Raw genomic sequence first — 16,496 nt, 5'->3', positions numbered from 1 at the left:
GGCGGTGGTGCGGTGTTGCCGGGACGGGGTCGCGGGGCCGGGCGCGGTGGCCGGCTTCGGCGCGGCCTTCTCCAGGACGCTCACGCGGCACCGCCGCCGGCGTAGAGCTGCTCCACGACCGAGGTGAGCACCTGGTCGGTGCGCGGCCCGTAGTTGAGCAGGATGCCGTCCTCCACGGACACGATGCGCCGGTCCATCCCGGCCGGGGTCTGCGCGACGCCCGGGATCTTCACCAGGCCGTCCACGCCGCCGACGGATTCCAGGCCCTTCGCCATCACGAGGATCGCGTCGGGGGCCGCCTTGACCAGGGCCTCGCTGGTGATGGCGGTGAAGTCCTTCGTCAGGCCCGAGGCGGCGCCCGCGTCGACCGCGCCGGCCGCCTCGATCAGCGAGGTGGCGCCGGAGCCCTTGCCGCCGATGAGGTAGACGGAGGCGGAGCCGCGCAGGTAGAGGAACGCGACGCGGGGGCGCGGCCGTTCGTCGGGGACGGTGTCGGTGACGGCGGCGATGCGCTGTTCGGTGCGGCGGGTGAGGTCCCGTCCGGCGTCCGGGACGCCGAGCGCCTTCGCGACGGCCGCGATCCGCGGGCCCACGTCGTCGAGTCCGGCGGCCGGGTCGACGACCAGGACGGGTATGCCGGCCGCGCGGATCTGGTCCATGGCCTCAGCGGGTCCGCTGGTGGCCTCGGCGAGCACCAGGTCGGGGCGCAGCGACAGCACGCTCTCCGCCGACACGTCGTGGCCCCGGGTGACGACGGGCAGCTTCTCCGCCTGGGCGAAGGTGGCGGTGACGTCGCGGGCGACGACCCGGTCGCCGAGGCCGAGGGTGAACACGATCTCGCTGAGGCTGCCCGACAGCGGCACCAGGCGTTCCGCCTTGTCCACCGTCACCTTCCGCCCGTCGGCGGACCGGACGGTGACCGGGAGGTCGGGCGCGGGTGTCTTCGCGAGCGGTTCGACGCGGTCGGCGGCCGGGCTCGCGGAGCCGCCGGTCCGCTCGGGCGCGGACGCCTCCGAAGGGCCGCCGCAGGCGGTCGAGGTGAGGGTGAGGGCGAGCACGGACAGCAGTGCTCCCGCCAGTCGGGTGCGCAAGCGTCGCACGGTTCCGTCCGTTCCTTCCGTCCACTGCCGATGTTGATCGGTCGTAGCTTAGGTTAGCCTTACCTTCGTTCGCTACCGGTCGTCGCCTCCGGAGGACCCGTCATGCCCACCCGTCTACGTGCTCTCCTCACCGTGTTGTGCGCGGTCGTCCTGGGAGCCTTCCTGCCGGCCGCCACCGCGCACGCCGAGAACCGCGCCGTGCAGGGCGGACGCCTGGACTGGGGCATCAAGTCGTCCTTCCAGAGCTACGTCACCGGGCCCGTCGCCCAGGGCGGCTTCTCCCTCACCGGCGGCGCGGCCACCGTCGGCGGCAGCGGCTTCCGCTTCCACTCGGCGACCGGCACCTACGACGCCGACACCGGCACCTTCCGCGCGGCCTTCTCCGGCGGGGTGCGCTTCGTCGGCCACCGCTCGGCCGACGGATCGCACGAGCTCGACCTCACCCTCAGCCGTCCCACCGTGAGCATCTCCGGGTCCTCCGGCACGCTCCACGTGGACGTCGTCAGCAAGGCGAGGGGCACCGGGACGGTCACGACGTCCCGTCAGGTGCCCTTCGCCTCCCTCTCCCTGGGCGGCATCGACATGCGCGGCGGCGGCACCTCCGTCGTCCTGAACAACCTCCCCGCCACCCTCACCGCCCAGGGGGCCAGGTCCTTCGCCGGGTACTACACCGCCGGGACCGCCCTGGACCCGGTCAGCCTCGCGGCCGACGTCCGGCCCGCCGCCGAGCAGCCGTCCACCGCGCCGGACTCCGAGTCGCCCCGGCCGAAGAAGGACGCGAAGAAGAAGCCGGACGCCCAGGGGAAGCTGACCGACGGCGCCGTCGACTGGGGCGTGCGCCGCACCTTCCGCGAGTACGTCACCGGCGACATCGCCCGCGGCACGTGGACCCTGTCCGCCGGCGCCCTTGACGGCGGCGCCCTCTACCGCTTCCCCGGCGGCTCCGGGACCTTCCGCGACGGCGACCTGACCGCCGCCTTCGACGGCACCGTCCGCTTCACCGGCGACGACGGCCTCGACCTCGCGCTGAGCGGTGTCCGCGTCACCGTCGAGGACGGCCGCGGCACCCTGTACGCCGACGTCAGGAGCCCGGAGTCCACCGGGAAGAAGGTCCCGCTGGTCACCTTCGCCGCCAAGGGCCTGGAACCCCGCAAGGGTCTGGTCACGGTGACCGAGGCACCCGCGAAGCTCACCGCCGAGGGTGCCGAGGCCCTCGGCGGGATGTACCCGAAGGGCACCGCGATGGACCCGGTGTCCGTGGCCGTCGCCCTCACCGACGACGCCGAACTCCCCGCCCTGCCCGACCTCGGCAGCACCGCCCCCTCGCCGTCCCCGTCCCCGTCCACGTCGGACGGTGCCTCCACCGAGCCCGTGGCCGCCGAGGCCCCGGACGACGCGGGCGGCCTCCCCGTCCTTCCCCTCACCCTCGCCACGGGATCCCTGCTGGCGCTGGCCGCGGTGGCCGCGGTCACCGTCCGCAGGCGCCGCGCCCGCCCGGCCCCCGCGGACACCCCGCAGGCCGACTGATCACCCGACTCGCTGCACCCGACTCCCGAGGAGACACCCGACCATGCCCGCCAGACGCCGCCGTTCCACCGCCCTCGCCGCCGCCGTGGCGACGGCCGCCGCCCTCGGCGCCACCGCCCTGATCGGCGCACCCGCCGCCTCCGCGGCCGAAACCCCGCTCGCCGGCTACGAGTTGACCTGGGGCATCAAGGAGACCTACCGCACCTACGTCACCGGCATGGCGAAGGGCACCTTCACGCCCTCCGGCGGCGCCGTCCAGGCCGACGGCAACGGAGCCTTCACCTTCGTGGACGGCGCCGGCGGCTACGACTCCACCGACCACACGGTCTCCCTCGGCTTCCAGGGCAGCCTCCGGATCGCCTCCGCGGCGCACCGCTTCGACATCACCCTGTCCGACCTCAAGTTCGACAGCCGGGACGCCGAGATCACCGCGGACGTCACCCGCGACGGCACGACCACCGACGACGTCCCGCTCGCCAAGGTCACCGTGACCCGCGGCATGAAGGACATGGCGACCGAGCTGACGAAGGAGGCCGGCGAGGTCCTCGGCAGCGCGAGCTACGAGGGCGCGGCGGGCGACCCGCTGACGGTGCAGAAGACCGAGCCCGCCCCCGCGCCCGACCCGGAGCCGTCGGACAAGCCGAGCGACAAGCCCTCGGACAAGCCGAGCGACAAGCCCTCGGACAAGCCGAGCGACAAGCCCTCGGACAAGCCTTCGGACAAGCCGAGCGACAAGCCCTCCGACGAGCCGTCGGACAAGCCGTCCGACAAGCCCGCGACCCCCGGTGAGCCGGCCGCGCCCGCCACCCGGGGCCAGATAGCCGACGGCACCCTCGGCTGGGGCGTGAAGGACTCCTTCCGTGCCTACGTGGTGGGCTTGGTGGCGAAGGGCGAGGTCACCGTCTCGGCGGGCGCGAAGCAGGCCGCGGGCAACGGCGCCTTCACCTTCCCGGACGCCTCCGGGACGTACGACACCGAGGCGGGCAGCCTCCAGGCCGCCTTCAAGGGCGCCGTGAACTTCAAGGGCCACGAGTCCGGCGGCAGCCACTCCCTGGACCTCACCCTGACCGACCTCAAGGCCGGCCTGAAGGGCGGCACCGGCACGCTCTCCGCCGACGTCACCAGCCTCGGCAAGACCTCCCAGGACGTGGTGCTGGCCGAGCTGAAGGCCAAGTCGCCCCGGCTGACCGCCCAGAGCGACGTCATCACGGTCAACGACATCGCGGCGACCCTCACCAAGGCCGGTGCCACCGCCTTCGGCGACTTCTACCCCGCTGGCACCGCGCTCGACCCGGTCGACCTCTCCGTCGCGCTGAAGGACGGCGCGGTCCTGCCCGGCGGCAACGGCTCGGGCGGCGGCACCGGTGGCTCCGGTGACGGCGCCGGCTCGGGCTCCGCGGGCGGTGCCGGCCCCAGCGGCTCCACGACCGGCGGCCTGGGCGCGACCACGGGCGGTCTGTCCGGCGGCCTCGCCAACACCGGCGCCGAGGTCCCGGCCGCCGCGCTGGGCACGGCTGCCGCGGTGGCCGTCGCGGCGGGCGCGGGCGTGATGGTCGCGGTGCGCAGGCGCCGCACGGCGGCCGAGTAGCCGCGCCCACGGCGAAGGGGTGCCCCGGTACGGCCCCGGGGCACTCCTTCCGCCGTCTCGTTCCGGTGTCCGCGCCGACGCCGTGCTCCCGCGCCGACGCCGTGCTCCTCGCGGTGCCGCGTCGCCGCGTTGCCGTGCTCCCCGCGTCCCTGCCTTCCGGCTCCCGAGTGTCCGCGGGGGAGGGCCTCAGCTGTCGAAGGCCGGCAGGGCGAAGCGGGCGACGAGGGGAGGTCGTCTGGTGATCACCGCAGACCGCGGGATCCTGCGCGGTGACGAGAGCCGACCCCGACGGCCCCCTGAAGCCCCGCCCCGCCTTCTCGGGGTCATCCCCGGCACGCGACCCCGGGGGATGCGGGCACGCGGCCCCGAGGGCAGGGCGGTGCGGCGGACCGGGGAGAGGGCGGGAGGCGACCGGTGCTTGAATGCCTCGCGTGACTGACTACGACGTGCTGCGTGTCTTCTGCGGGCCCCGTGGCGAGTACGGCGACGAGGTCGGCGTCGTGCGCAACGGATCGGTGCTGCCCGAGGACGGTGAGAGGCAGGCGCTCGCCGTGAAACTCGGCTTCGGCCGGACCGTGTTCGTCGACGACCCCGAGCGCGGGGTGATCGACATCCGGACACCGGCCGGGCGCCCGTCCTTCGCGGGCACGCCCTGCGTCGGCGCCGCCTGGCTGCTCGACGTACCCGAACTCACCACGGACGCCGGAGTGATGGGCGCGCGGCAGGACGGGGAGTTCTGCTGGATCGAGGCGCGGGCCGAGTGGGCGCCCCGGTACACCCTGCGCCAGTACGCGTCCGCCGCCGAGGTCGACGGGCTGGCGGTGCCGTCGCTCGGGGCGGACGAACCGCCGCTCTACGCCTGGGCCTGGGAGGACGAGCCGGGCGGCCGGGTCCGGGCCCGCGCCTTCACCCACCGCGACGCGGGACCGGACCCCGATCCGGCTGCCCGGCTCGGGGACCCGGAAGGAGCCGCCGACGCGGGGGATCCGGAGGGGGCCGAGGACGCGGGGGGCACCGGGGGTGCCCCGACGGCCGTGGAGGAGGAGGCGACGGGCGCGGCGGCGATGCTGCTCACGGAGCGGCTGGGGCGGGCCCTGAACATCACCCAGGGGACCGGCTCCCAGCTCCTGACCGCACCGCAGCCGCACGGCTGGACGGAGGTCGGCGGACGGGTCCTGCTGGAGCGCTGACCCGCCAGGACCCGGCCGGTCGGGGCACACGGGCGCGTCCGTACGGGTGGAACGGTGTGTGTGGACACCGGTGAACGGGGACCACTGGGCGTGATCACTCACCCTCCCGAGAGGAACCCCATGCGCATCCGATCCGCCCTGGCCGTGGCCGTCCTGGCCGCCGCGCTGACCACCGGTGGCGTGGCCACGGCGAACGCGTCCGACCACCGCTCCGGCGACGACCACGCCACGTGCAGCCCGTACTTCGGCGAAATCGAGACGGACACGGCCGAGCTGGAGTGGGGCGGCGCGAACTGCCACGGCTTCTTCTGAGCCGCGCCCCGACGGGCCCCCGCGCACGGCTGGTGCGCGGGGGCCCGTCGGCGTTCCGGACGCGTGGCACCGCCGCCCGCGCGGGCTACGCGGACAGCGGGAACTCCTCGCCCAGGGCCCGGAACACGTCCGTGTTCAGGGCGAAGGCGCGCTTGCACTCGGTGACGATGCGCTGCTTCTCCAGCTCGTCCACCGGTACGGCGTCCAGCAGCTCGCGGTAGGACCGCTTGAAGGCGGCGGGGTTGCCGATCTCCTCGAAGACGTAGAACCGGACCCCGTCGCCCTTCTTGGCGAAGCCCCAGGTCTTCTCGGCCTTGTCGCGGATGATCTGGCCGCCGGAGAGGTCGCCCAGGTAGCGGGTGTAGTGGTGGGCGACGTAGCCCGCCGGCCAGTCCCGCACGCAGCCGGCGACCCGCTCCGCGTACGCCCGGGTGGCGGGCAGGGCGGTGAGGCCGGAACGCCAGTCGGGGCCGCGCAGGTGCGCCAGGTCCCGCTCCAGCGACGGCAGCCGCATCAGCTCCGGACGTATGAAGGGTCCGGCCACCGGGTCCGACGCGAGCCCGGGGGCGCCGGACTCCAGGGCCTCGTAGACGAACCAGAGCTGTTCGGTGTAGCGCGCGTACGCGTCCACGCCCAGGCGGCCGCCCAGCAGGTCGCTCATGAACGTGGAGGTCTCCGCCTCCACGTGCTGCTCGTGCGACGCGGTGCGGATCAGGGTCGAGAAGGAGTCCATGAGTCCCGATCTTCTATGGTTAGGCTTACCTAAGTCAATACCTTGCCGACAGGTTGTCGGCATCTGCCGCCGACCACCTCCTACCCACCCCGGACACGAAAGAAGCCCGCCCTCCGAAGAGGGCGGGCTTCCGGGTCCCAGCGGTCTCGGGCGGCTACGGCAGCGTCAGGATGTCCGCGCCGGTGCCGGTCACCACCAGGGTGTGCTCGAACTGTGCGGTGCGCTTACGGTCCTTGGTCACGACCGTCCAGCCGTCGTCCCACAGGTCGTACTCGTGGGTCCCCAGCGTCAGCATCGGCTCGATGGTGAACGTCATCCCCGGCTGCATGACCGTCGTCGCGTGCGGGCTGTCGTAGTGCGGGACGATCAGGCCCGAGTGGAACGCGGTGTTGATGCCGTGCCCGGTGAAGTCCCGCACCACGCCGTAGCCGAACCGCTTGGCGTAGGACTCGATCACCCGGCCGATGATGTTGATCTGCCGGCCCGGCTTGACCGCCTTGATCGCCCGGTTCAGCGCCTCCCGCGTGCGCTCCACCAGCAGCCGGCTCTCCTCGTCGACGTCGCCCACCAGGTACGTGGCGTTGTTGTCGCCGTGCACCCCGCCGATGTACGCCGTCACGTCGAGGTTGACGATGTCGCCGTCGCGCAGCACCGTCGAGTCCGGGATGCCGTGGCAGATCACCTCGTTGACCGACGTGCACAGCGACTTCGGGAAGCCGCGGTAGCCCAGCGTCGACGGGTAGGCGCCGTGGTCGCACAGGAACTCGTGCGCCACCCGGTCCAGCTCGTCCGTGGTCACCCCGGGCGCGATGTGCCGGGCCGCCTCCGCCATGGCCTGCGCGGCGATCCGCCCGGCGGTCCGCATCGCCTCGACCGTCTCGGGCGTCTGCACCTCCGGCCCGGTGTACGGCGTCGGGGCGGGCTTGCCGACGTACTCGGGACGACGGATGTTTCCGGGTACGGAACGGGTGGGAGACAGCTCCCCTGGGACGAGCAGTGACTGGCCAGACATGCCGGCGAGTCTAATTCAGCGCCGACGGGGGACCATCTTCCGAGGCGAAAGGAGCCGGTCATGCCCCTGTTCAAGAAGCGGACCGTCGGAAAACCGGGCGAGTGGTACTACTGCCTGGAGCACGGGAAGGTCGAGGAGGGCCCCGACTGCCCCGGCAAGGACCGCTTCGGTCCCTATGCCAGTCCCGACGAGGCCCGGCGGGCCATGGAGACCGCCCGCGAGCGCAACCTCGAGTGGGAGAACGACCCGAGGTGGCACGACGCCGAGGAGCGCGAGCGCGACACCGAGTGAGGCGGGCGGGACGGACGCGGCGGGACGGACCGGCGGGACGTACGGTCCGGAGCCGGCGGCTCGGACGGCAGGGACGGCGGGCCGGTGTCCGCCTCCCGCGCCGGAACGGCCCGCGGAACCGGCGCCGCCCCACCGTCACCACCGGGGCGGTGGGGGAGCCGTCAGCAGGTCCGCCAGCCGCGACAGCCGGTCGCGGAAGCGGCGCCGTCCGCGCGGGGCCGGCAGCGCGTTCTCCCCGGCCGCCGCGCTGACCAGGTGCTGCACGGTGTCCAGGTCCAGCTCCGCCCCCTCCGGGACGGCCAGCGTCTCGTGCGCGGTCCCCGGCAGCTCACCGCCGTCGGGGCCCAGCGCCAGCACCGTCGCCCCGGCCCGCCGGGCGTCCGACACACGCTCCAGCAGCGGAGCGCCCGGCTCCCCCGGGGCCACCACCAGCACCGTCTCGCCCCGGCGGGCCGCCGACAGCCGGCCCGGCCCCACCGCCAGGTGGGCCGGGTCCGTGGGCCGCGCGCCGTGCCGGACCAGCGTGGGCGCCAGCTCCGGGGTGCCCGACCAGGCCGCCTCGTCCACCAGGTGCGCCGCCAGGTGCCACGGCTCGTACGTCCGCGTCCCCACCAGCAGCAGCCCGCCCCCGTGGGACACCACCGACCCCCGCAGGACCCCCGCGAAGCGCCGGGTGGCGCCCAGCCACTCGGTCCCGGCGAGCACTTCCCGCAGCAGCGCGACCCGTACCGCATCCATGCTGCGCATCCTGCGCCAACCCGGCCGCCGCCGCCCGGTGTTCGGCACGGGTTCACCCGACCGGGCAGGCCGGGCCGGTTCCGTCCGTCCCCTCCCGTGACGGCGCTCACGTGCGTCCGGTGCGGCCCCGCCTCGGACGTAGAGTCGGCCCATGACCTCTACCGACAGCGCACAGCAGCCCGCCGGGGGCACCGCGAAGGCCCCGGCCAAGGACCCCTGGGACCTGCCCGACGTCTCCGGACTCGTCGTCGGCGTGCTCGGCGGCACCGGGCCGCAGGGCAAGGGCCTCGCGTACCGCCTCGCCAAGGCCGGCCAGAAGGTGATCCTCGGCTCCCGCGCCGCCGAGCGTGCCGTGGCCGCCGCCGAGGAGCTCGGCCACGGCATCGAGGGCGCCGACAACGCCGAGACGGCCCGCCGCAGCGACATCGTGATCGTCGCCGTGCCCTGGGACGGCCACGGCAAGACGCTGGAGTCCCTGCGCGAGGAACTCTCCGGCAAGCTGGTCGTGGACTGCGTCAACCCGCTCGGCTTCGACAAGAAGGGCGCCTACGCGCTGAAGCCGGAGGAGGGCAGCGCCGCCGAGCAGGCCGCCGCGCTGCTCCCGGACTCCCGCGTCACCGCCGCCTTCCACCACCTGTCCGCCGTGCTCCTGCAGGACCCGGAGATCGACGCCATCGACACCGACGTGATGGTGCTCGGCGAGGTCCGCGCCGACGTGGAGATCGTCCAGGCGCTGGCCGGCCGCATCCCCGGCATGCGGGGCATCTACGCCGGTCGGCTGCGCAACGCCCACCAGGTCGAGTCCCTGGTCGCCAACCTGATCTCCGTCAACCGGCGCTACAAGGCACACGCGGGGCTCCGCGTCACCGACGTGTGACCCGATGGGGGACACTGGACGGCGCAGGCAGTGCCTGTGTACGCCGCAGTGTCCCCCGACAGGAGCCCACTCCCATGCCCCGTCTCGCCCTCTACGCCCTCGCCGTCTGTGTGCTCGCCACCGTCGCGGCCGTCGTCTCCTTCGTGCGCGGCGGCGTCTTCGTGGGCGTCGTGTGGGTGCTGCTCATGGGCCTGTCGTCCAACATGGCCTGGTACTACCTCAAGCGCGGCCGGGCCGGCCAGAAGGACGCCCGGGAGGACGCCCGGGAGGACGGTCCCGTCACCGGCTGACGGAACACATCACCGGCTGACGGAAGAGATCACCGGCTGACGGAACAGAACGTGTTCGTCTCCTGCCAGAACCGGTAGAGGTTCTGACCGCAGTACGTCTCCAGGTCGGTGACGCCCAGGGCCGACAGGATCGCGTCGACGCCGTCGAAGAAGGCCCCGTTCAGCGCGGGCAGCCACAGCAGCGCGAACACGAACAGCAGACCGAACGGCGCGAACGGTTCCACCTGCCGGCGCACCTGGTGCGACAGCCACGGCTCGATCACGCCGTAGCCGTCCAGTCCCGGCACCGGCAGGAAGTTCAGGATCGCGGCCGTGACCTGCAACAGCGCGAGGAAGGCGAGCGCGAACCGGAAGTCGGCCGGGACGCCGTCCAGCGCGTCCAGCCAGAACGGCGCCGTGCAGACCACCGCGAACAGCACGTTCGTCAGCGGCCCGACCGCCGAGATCAGACTGTGCCGCCAGCGCCCCCGGATCCGCCCCCGCTCGATGAAGACCGCCCCGCCGGGCAGACCGATCCCGCCCATGATCACGAACACCACCGGGAGCACGATGCTCAGCAGGGCGTGGGTGTACTTCACCGGGTTCAGCGTGAGGTAGCCCTTGGCGGCGATCGAGATGTCGCCGCTGTGCAGGGCGGTGCGGGCGTGCGCGTACTCGTGCAGGCACAGCGAGACGATCCACGCGGCCGTCACGAAGAGGAAGACGGCGATCCCGGGCTGCGCGGCGAACCCCGCCCAGGTGGCCCAGCCCGCCACCGCGGTCACGGCCAGGATGCCCAGGAAGACGGGACTGATCCGCCGGTCGCGGGGGCGGATGCTGGTGGCGGTCATGGAACTCCCTGGACTGGCCGGACCGGCGGACGGGCGGGGGTGAGAAGGGGACGGGGCGGGCGGGTCGGCCGGGCGACCGGTCGGCTCCCGCGGCAGGCGGGCAGGCGGGCAGGTGCGGCGCGGTGACCGCGGCGGTGCCGGGTGCCGAGCGCCCGGGCGCCCCGGCGCCGCGGGCGCCCGGGTGTCGGGCCCGGCTCGCGCGCACCACGCCCGGCCCGCACGCCGTACCGGAGGCCGACCGTACCCCGTCGCACCGGGAAAACGTCTCGCGCGGGCCGCCGGTTCCGGGAAGGGTGGGACAGGGTCACCGCATCACGGCCGGAACGACCGGAGACAATGAACCCCGTGCGCTACCGCATCCTCGGCACCACCCAGGCAGTCCACGCCGACGGCACCGCCGTCCCGGTCGGCGGGGCACGCCTGCGCGCCCTGCTGACCGTGCTGGCCCTCCGCGCCGGGCGGACCGTCCCGGTGGGCGAGTTGGTCGACGAGGTGTGGGACGGCGATCCGCCCGCCGACGCCACCGGGGCGCTCCAGGCCCTGGTCGGGCGGTTGCGCCGGGTCCTCGGCGCCGACACGGTGGCCTCCGCCGACGGCGGCTACCGGCTCGCCGCCGCGCCCGACGACGTCGACCTGCACCGGTTCGAGCGGCTCGCCGCGGAGGGTCTGAGGGCGCTGGCCGACGGCGACCCGGCCAAGGCGGGGACGGTCCTCGACGACGCCCTGGCCCTGTGGCACGGCCCCGCCCTCGCCGACCTGCCCGACCGCACGGCCCAGGCGGCCCGCGCCGAAACCCGGCGCCTGGACGCGCTGCGGGCCCGGCACACCGCCGCGCTGGCCGTCGGCGAAGCCGAGCGCTCCCTGCCCGAGTTGATCGCCCTCTGCGACGCCCACCCCCTGGACGAGCCCCTCCAGGCCCTGCGGCTGCGCGCTCTGCGCGACGCCGGCCGCACCGCCGAGGCGCTGGCCGCCTACGAGGACGTGCGACGCCTGCTCGCCGACCGGCTCGGCACCGACCCGGGAGCGGAACTGCGGTCCCTGCACGCACGGTTGCTGAACCCGGAACAGGACGGAGCGCCGGGCCGGGGCCCGAAGGGGCCGACCGGGCCGCCTCCCTCCGGTGATCCCTCCGGTACTCCCGCCGGTGATCCCTCCGGTACCCCGGCCCCCCGTCCCGCCCGCGCCCCGGCCCTGTCACCTGCCTCGTCGCCGTCGCCGTCGCCGTCGCCGTCACCTGTACCGGTCAACGGGGCGGGTCCGGCCGCCGACCGGGACCGGGAGGCGCGGCAGGGGGCTGCCGCGGCGGACCGGGCGGCGCGCCCCGGCAACTTGCGGGCCCGGCTCACCTCCTTCGTCGGCCGGGAGGCCGACATCGAGGCCATCCGCCACGACCTGGGGGCCGCCCGGCTGGTCACCCTGCTCGGACCGGGCGGCTCGGGCAAGACGCGCCTGTCCCAGGAGGCCGCCGAGACCGTGCGGCCGACCGTCCCGGACGGCGTGTGGCTGGCCGAACTCGCCCCCGTGGACGACCCCGCCACGGTCCCCGAGGCCGTGCTCACCGCCGTCGGCGCCCGGGAGACCGTCCTGTTCGGGGCCGGGGCGGAGGGAATGCGGGCGGTGTCCGACCGGCCCGACGACCCGGTGCAGCGCCTCTCCGAGCACTGCGGCCGGCGCCGCATGCTGCTGATCCTGGACAACTGCGAGCACGTCGTGGCGGCGGCGGCCCGGCTCGCCGAGACGCTGCTGGAACGCTGCCCCGGACTCACCGTGCTCGCCACCAGCCGCGAACCCCTCGGTGTGCCCGGGGAGTTGATCCGTCCGGTGGAGCCGCTCCCGGAACCGGTGGCGCTGCGGCTGCTCGCCGACCGCGGAGCGGCGGCCCGCCCCGGGTTCCGGGTGTCGGACGACCCCGACGCCTGCGCCGAGATCTGCCGACGGCTCGACGGCATGCCGCTCGCCGTCGAACTCGCCGCCGCCCGGCTGCGGATGCTCACCCCGCGCCAGATCGCCGACCGGCTCGACGACCGCTTCCGCCTGCTCACCTCCGGCAGCCGGACCGTGCGCCCCCGCCAGCAGACCCTGCGGGCCGTCGTCGACTGGTCCTGGGAGCTGCTCGACGCTGACGAACGGGACGTCCTGGGACGGCTGTCGGTGTTCGCGGGCGGCTGTGACCTGACCGCCGCCGAGGCGGTGTGCGGGCCGGTCGCCCTGGAGGCGCTCGGCTCCCTCGTCGACAAGTCCCTCGTGGTGGCCGCCCCGGCGGGTGACGGCGAGATGCGCTACCGGCTGCTGGAGACCGTCGCCGAGTACGCGCGCGAACGCCTCGACGAGAGCGGCGCGCGCGCCGACGCCGAACGCGCCCACCTGACGTACTACCGCGAACTCGCGCGCACCACCGACCTGTTGCTGCGCGGCTCGCAGCAACTCACCGCCGTCGCACGGCTGGAACGGGAGTACGAGAACGTCCGCACAGCCCTGCGCCACGCCCTCACCCTGCGCGACGAACAGGAGGCGCTGTGCCTGCTGCTGTCCCTGGTCTGGTACTGGCAGATGCGCGACCTGCGCATCGAGGCCCGCACCTGGTGCCGCGAGGTCATGGCGCTCGGCCCGGACCCGTTCACCGAACCGGTGCGCCCCGCCGAGGCGGTGTGGGAGCGCCCCACCGACGCGCCCCCGCCGATGAGCGGCGAACTCCTCGCCGAGGCCCGGCGCGGCGTCCACCTGGCGCATCTCGCCTGCATGGACACCGAGCTGGACGACTGGCAGAGCCCGCAGGCCCGGCGCCGGCTGCGGATCGTCGCCGCGACCTACCGGCCGGGCCTGCCGCAGGTCTGCCGCCTGCCCGGCATCTTCTGGTCCTTCGCGGTGATGCTCACCGGTGACATGGACCGCCTCCACGAGGTCGTCGACGCGGCGGTGGAGACCTGCCGGACGACGCCCGGCTTCGAGTGGGAGCTCGCCGCCAACCTCCAGATGCGGGCCAACCTGCTCGCCAACCGCCGGGACCATGCGGACGAGGCACGGGCCGACGCGGAGGAGGCACTGGCGATCACCGACCGCCTGGGCGACACCTGGGGCGTGGCCGAGGCCCTCGCCGCGCGCGGTGAGGCGTACGAGTGCTCCGGTGCCTTCCGGGAGGCCGCGGCGGACTTCGAGGCGGCGATCGAGCGGGCCGAGCGCCTCGGCGCGCCCGCGCAGATGGCGGTGCTGACCGCCCGGCTGGGGCACGTCCTGCTGGAGGCGGGTGACGCCGAACGCGGTGAGCGGCTGCTGCGCGGGGTCATCGCGGACAGGCAGCACTGCGGCCACAACGAGGCGATGCCCGCGGCCCGGCTGTTCCTGGCCGCCTGGCTCGGCATGACCGGTCGCACGGCGGAGGCGCGGGAGCACCTGCGCGCGATGCGCGAGGAGTTCCGCATCGCGCACTACGTGGTGTTCGACGCGATCATCCTCGGCGCCGAGGCCTGGCTGGAGGAGGCCGACGGCCGGTACCGGGAGGCCCTCACCGCGACCCGCAGGGCGATGGAGCGGGCCGGCGACCCGCTGTCCACGGCGATGGCCCCGCACCTGCGGCCGGCCCAGCTGACCACGGGCGCCGCCGCGCTGGCGGGCGCCCACGGCGTCAGCCGGGCTCGGGACGCCGCCCGCTGCCTCGGGGCCGCCGACGCCGGGCTGCCGTCCGGTCACATGACCTCCGGTGCGGACCGCATGATGCGCGAGCGGGCGGAGCGGCGCATCCGGGCCCTCCTCGCCGACGACGACGTGTACGCCGCGGCGTACACGGAGGGCGGCGGCCTCACGCTGGACGAGGCCGCCGCCCTGCTGGGGCCGGGGTGACCGGTGCCGCGCCCGGGACCGGACGCCGGTCGCGCGGGCGCCGCCCGGGCTGCCACCGGGTACCGGCCCTCCGTCCGCCACCGTGCCACCCCGGCTGCTCGTGCGCGGGCTGCCCGACTGCCGGCCCTGCGAGGCCTCACCGGGCCCCGCAGGGCGCCCCTCGGCGTCCCGTGCGTGCTGTGCGTCCTGTGCGTGCCGTGCGTGCCGAACGTCAGGTCTTCGTACGGAACTTGTGGATGGCGACCGGTGCCATCACCGCCGTGATGCCCACGGACCAGGCGAGCGTCAACCACAGGTCGTGCGCGACCGGGCCGCCCACCATCAGCCCGCGGGCCGCGTCCGCCAGGGAGGACAGCGGGTTGTAGGCGGTGAAGTTCTGCAGCCAGCCCGGCATGGACTCCACCGGCGCGAAGATCGACGAGCCGAACTGGAGCGGCATCAGCACCAGGAAGCCCATGGCCTGCACCGACTGGGCGTTCTTCATCACCACGCCCAGCGTGAGGAAGATCCACATCAGGGCCGAGCCGAACACCACGGACAGCCCCACCGCGGCGAACAGCCCCGCCCAGCGGGTGATGTCGAACCCGACGAGCACCCCGACGAGCAGGAGGATGGTGGTCGCGATCAGCATCCGCACCAGCTCGACCGCGATCTTGGCGAACAGCACGGACCCCCGGCCGATCGGCAGGGAACGGAACCGGTCCATCACCCCGGTGTTGAAGTCCTGGTTGAAGCCGGTGCCCACTCCCTGAGCCATGTTCATGCCCATCATGGCCATGAGGCCGGGCACGATGTACTGCACGTAGGCGTCCTGCCCGCCGCCCAGCGACTGCCCGATCGACCCGCCGAAGACGTAGACGAACAGCAGCGTGAAGACGATCGGGAACAGCACCGCGTCGAACATCGACTCCGGGTCCTGCCGGATCCACAGCAGGTTGCGGCGCACCAGGGCACCGGTGTGCCGCAGATGGGCCCGCAACGGGATGCGCGCGTCGGCGCCGGCGGGGGCCGCCTCGGCGGCGTCGGCGGCTTCCGTGGCGTCGGCGGTTTCCGCGGAGGGGGCAACGGTGGTGGTACTCATACGGCGACGGCCTCCTCGGGCGTCTCGGCGGGCGCGGAGTCCTGTCCCTCACCGGCCCGGTGACCGGTGAGGGACAGGAACACCTCGTCCAGCCTGGGCAGTTCGGTGGTGAGGGAGCTGAGCGTGATGCCGCGCGCGGTGACCGCGCCCACCACGGCGGTCAGTTGCTCGTCGCTGAGCACGGGGACGAGGACGGCCCCGCCCTCGGTGTCCACGGACGTGCCCGCCAGGCCGGTGATGCCCATCTCGTCCAGCGCGTCGGCCAGTGGACGCGACTGCAGCGGGTCGGCCGGCCGGATGCGCAGCGTCCGGCCGCCCACCCGGGCCTTCAGCCGCTCGATCCCGCCGCTCGCGATGACCTTGCCCCGGTCCACCACGGTCAGCTCGTGGGCGAGCTGCTCGGCCTCCTCCATGTACTGGGTGGTGAGCAGCACCGTCACCCCGTCCGTGACCAGCCGCCGCACCTCGTCCCACACCTCGTTGCGGGTGCGCGGATCCAGTCCGGTGGTCGGCTCGTCCAGGAACAGCACCGTCGGCCGGCCGATCATCGAGGCGGCCAGGTCCAGCCGCCGCCGCATGCCGCCGGAGTAGGTGGCCGCCGGACGGCGGGCCGCCTCCGTGAGGGAGAACCGCTCCAGCAGGGCGTCCGCGCGGCCCCGCGCCTCCTTACGGGGCAGGTCGAGCAGCCGGCCGATCAGGTAGAGGTTCTCCCGGCCGGAGAGCTTCTCGTCCACCGAGGCGTACTGCCCGGTCAGCCCGATCATCCGGCGCAGCTGCCGTGGGTGCCGGACCACGTCGAACCCGGCGACCGTGGCGCGGCCGGAGGTCGGGGCGAGCAGGGTGGAGAGGATGCGGACCAGGGTGGTCTTGCCCGCGCCGTTCGGCCCGAGCACCCCCATCACGGTGCCCTCGCGCACGTCCAGGTCGACGCCGTCCAGCGCCTTCGTCGCGCCGTAGTGCTTGACCAGCCCCCGTACCGTGACGGCGCTGCCCGCGCCTGCCGGGGCGTTGTCGATTCGCTTCATGCCTCCGACGCTGTCAGCCGCCACCGACATATCGCCGACAGTCCACCGACAGCCGGCCGCCGCCG

At 74.3% G+C, this 16,496-nt stretch carries 15 protein-coding genes; 8 read left to right on the top strand and 7 right to left on the bottom strand.

Annotated features, from left to right (window positions below):
• Positions 1-80: 80 nt before the first annotated feature.
• Complete coding sequence (locus AB0F01_RS02210) at positions 81-1,091, bottom strand: ABC transporter substrate-binding protein (RefSeq protein WP_362089202.1); 1,011 nt, start codon at positions 1,089-1,091, stop codon at positions 81-83.
• Between the two features lie 111 nt (positions 1,092-1,202).
• Between AB0F01_RS02210 and AB0F01_RS02205 the strand changes: the two genes are divergently transcribed.
• From AB0F01_RS02205 to AB0F01_RS02190, 4 genes are all read left to right on the top strand, one after another.
• Positions 1,203-2,627, top strand: coding sequence for an HtaA domain-containing protein (locus AB0F01_RS02205; RefSeq protein WP_362089201.1), 1,425 nt, complete (start codon positions 1,203-1,205; stop codon positions 2,625-2,627).
• Between the two features lie 43 nt (positions 2,628-2,670).
• Complete coding sequence (locus tag AB0F01_RS02200) at positions 2,671-4,215, top strand: HtaA domain-containing protein (protein ID WP_362089200.1); 1,545 nt, start codon at positions 2,671-2,673, stop codon at positions 4,213-4,215.
• Positions 4,216-4,646: 431 nt separating this feature from the next.
• Positions 4,647-5,405, top strand: coding sequence for a PhzF family phenazine biosynthesis protein (locus AB0F01_RS02195; protein ID WP_362089199.1), 759 nt, complete (start codon positions 4,647-4,649; stop codon positions 5,403-5,405).
• A gap of 120 nt (positions 5,406-5,525) precedes the next feature.
• On the top strand, positions 5,526-5,717 hold the full coding sequence (locus AB0F01_RS02190) for a hypothetical protein (protein WP_362089198.1): 192 nt from the start codon (positions 5,526-5,528) through the stop codon (positions 5,715-5,717).
• 85 nt (positions 5,718-5,802) lie between these two features.
• Here the strand turns inward: AB0F01_RS02190 and AB0F01_RS02185 are convergent, their stop codons facing one another.
• Both AB0F01_RS02185 and map read right to left on the bottom strand, forming a co-directional pair.
• The gene (locus AB0F01_RS02185) at positions 5,803-6,450 is read right to left on the bottom strand and encodes a biliverdin-producing heme oxygenase (RefSeq protein WP_362089197.1); all 648 of its coding nucleotides are present in this window, start codon (positions 6,448-6,450) and stop codon (positions 5,803-5,805) included.
• 154 nt (positions 6,451-6,604) lie between these two features.
• Positions 6,605-7,462, bottom strand: a complete 858-nt coding sequence (map, locus tag AB0F01_RS02180) for a type I methionyl aminopeptidase (RefSeq protein ID WP_362089196.1) — start codon at positions 7,460-7,462, stop codon at positions 6,605-6,607.
• 60 nt (positions 7,463-7,522) lie between these two features.
• On the opposite strand from map, the gene AB0F01_RS02175 reads away from it, so the two are divergent.
• On the top strand, positions 7,523-7,753 hold the full coding sequence (locus AB0F01_RS02175; RefSeq protein WP_362089195.1) for a hypothetical protein: 231 nt from the start codon (positions 7,523-7,525) through the stop codon (positions 7,751-7,753).
• A gap of 135 nt (positions 7,754-7,888) precedes the next feature.
• On the opposite strand, the gene AB0F01_RS02170 is transcribed toward AB0F01_RS02175, so the two are convergent.
• Positions 7,889-8,491 carry a hypothetical protein gene (locus AB0F01_RS02170; protein WP_362089194.1) on the bottom strand — a complete coding sequence of 201 codons (603 nt, stop codon included), beginning with the start codon at positions 8,489-8,491 and terminating at the stop codon, positions 7,889-7,891.
• A gap of 151 nt (positions 8,492-8,642) precedes the next feature.
• On the opposite strand from AB0F01_RS02170, the gene npdG reads away from it, so the two are divergent.
• Together npdG and AB0F01_RS02160 are read left to right on the top strand one after the other, a co-directional pair.
• A complete protein-coding gene (npdG, locus tag AB0F01_RS02165; protein ID WP_362089193.1) occupies positions 8,643-9,368 on the top strand; it encodes an NADPH-dependent F420 reductase in 726 nt (241 codons plus the stop codon).
• A 74-nt stretch (positions 9,369-9,442) separates the two neighbouring features.
• Positions 9,443-9,658, top strand: a complete 216-nt coding sequence (locus AB0F01_RS02160) for a hypothetical protein (RefSeq protein ID WP_362089192.1) — start codon at positions 9,443-9,445, stop codon at positions 9,656-9,658.
• 29 nt (positions 9,659-9,687) lie between these two features.
• On the opposite strand, the gene AB0F01_RS02155 is transcribed toward AB0F01_RS02160, so the two are convergent.
• Positions 9,688-10,488: a site-2 protease family protein gene (locus tag AB0F01_RS02155; protein ID WP_362089191.1), complete on the bottom strand. Its 801-nt coding sequence runs from the start codon at positions 10,486-10,488 to the stop codon at positions 9,688-9,690.
• Between the two features lie 336 nt (positions 10,489-10,824).
• Between AB0F01_RS02155 and AB0F01_RS02150 the strand changes: the two genes are divergently transcribed.
• A complete protein-coding gene (locus AB0F01_RS02150) occupies positions 10,825-14,325 on the top strand; it encodes a BTAD domain-containing putative transcriptional regulator (RefSeq protein WP_362089190.1) in 3,501 nt (1,166 codons plus the stop codon).
• 211 nt (positions 14,326-14,536) lie between these two features.
• Here AB0F01_RS02150 and AB0F01_RS02145 read toward each other — a convergent pair whose 3' ends face one another.
• A complete protein-coding gene (locus AB0F01_RS02145) occupies positions 14,537-15,406 on the bottom strand; it encodes an ABC transporter permease (RefSeq protein WP_362089189.1) in 870 nt (289 codons plus the stop codon).
• The gene (locus AB0F01_RS02140) at positions 15,403-16,431 is read right to left on the bottom strand and encodes an ATP-binding cassette domain-containing protein (protein ID WP_362089188.1); all 1,029 of its coding nucleotides are present in this window, start codon (positions 16,429-16,431) and stop codon (positions 15,403-15,405) included. Before AB0F01_RS02140 ends, AB0F01_RS02145 begins: the two co-directional genes overlap by 4 nt.
• Positions 16,432-16,496 lie beyond the last annotated feature (65 nt).

Source organism: Streptomyces sp. NPDC029526 (genome assembly GCF_040637405.1).
Lineage (GTDB): Bacteria > Actinomycetota > Actinomycetes > Streptomycetales > Streptomycetaceae > Streptomyces.
This window is presented reverse-complemented; position numbering and strand designations above follow the sequence as displayed.

Coding starts and splice junctions, on each gene's coding strand:
- AB0F01_RS02205 (WP_362089201.1), top strand. CDS start 1,203: ATGCCCACCCGTCTACGTGCTCTCCTCACCGTGTTGTGCGCGGTCGTC.
- AB0F01_RS02200 (WP_362089200.1), top strand. CDS start 2,671: ATGCCCGCCAGACGCCGCCGTTCCACCGCCCTCGCCGCCGCCGTGGCG.
- AB0F01_RS02190 (WP_362089198.1), top strand. CDS start 5,526: ATGCGCATCCGATCCGCCCTGGCCGTGGCCGTCCTGGCCGCCGCGCTG.
- AB0F01_RS02185 (WP_362089197.1), bottom strand. CDS start 6,450: ATGGACTCCTTCTCGACCCTGATCCGCACCGCGTCGCACGAGCAGCAC.
- map (WP_362089196.1), bottom strand. CDS start 7,462: ATGTCTGGCCAGTCACTGCTCGTCCCAGGGGAGCTGTCTCCCACCCGT.
- AB0F01_RS02175 (WP_362089195.1), top strand. CDS start 7,523: ATGCCCCTGTTCAAGAAGCGGACCGTCGGAAAACCGGGCGAGTGGTAC.
- AB0F01_RS02170 (WP_362089194.1), bottom strand. CDS start 8,491: ATGGATGCGGTACGGGTCGCGCTGCTGCGGGAAGTGCTCGCCGGGACC.
- npdG (WP_362089193.1), top strand. CDS start 8,643: ATGACCTCTACCGACAGCGCACAGCAGCCCGCCGGGGGCACCGCGAAG.
- AB0F01_RS02160 (WP_362089192.1), top strand. CDS start 9,443: ATGCCCCGTCTCGCCCTCTACGCCCTCGCCGTCTGTGTGCTCGCCACC.
- AB0F01_RS02155 (WP_362089191.1), bottom strand. CDS start 10,488: ATGACCGCCACCAGCATCCGCCCCCGCGACCGGCGGATCAGTCCCGTC.
- AB0F01_RS02150 (WP_362089190.1), top strand. CDS start 10,825: ATGAACCCCGTGCGCTACCGCATCCTCGGCACCACCCAGGCAGTCCAC.
- AB0F01_RS02145 (WP_362089189.1), bottom strand. CDS start 15,406: ATGAGTACCACCACCGTTGCCCCCTCCGCGGAAACCGCCGACGCCACG.
- AB0F01_RS02140 (WP_362089188.1), bottom strand. CDS start 16,431: ATGAAGCGAATCGACAACGCCCCGGCAGGCGCGGGCAGCGCCGTCACG.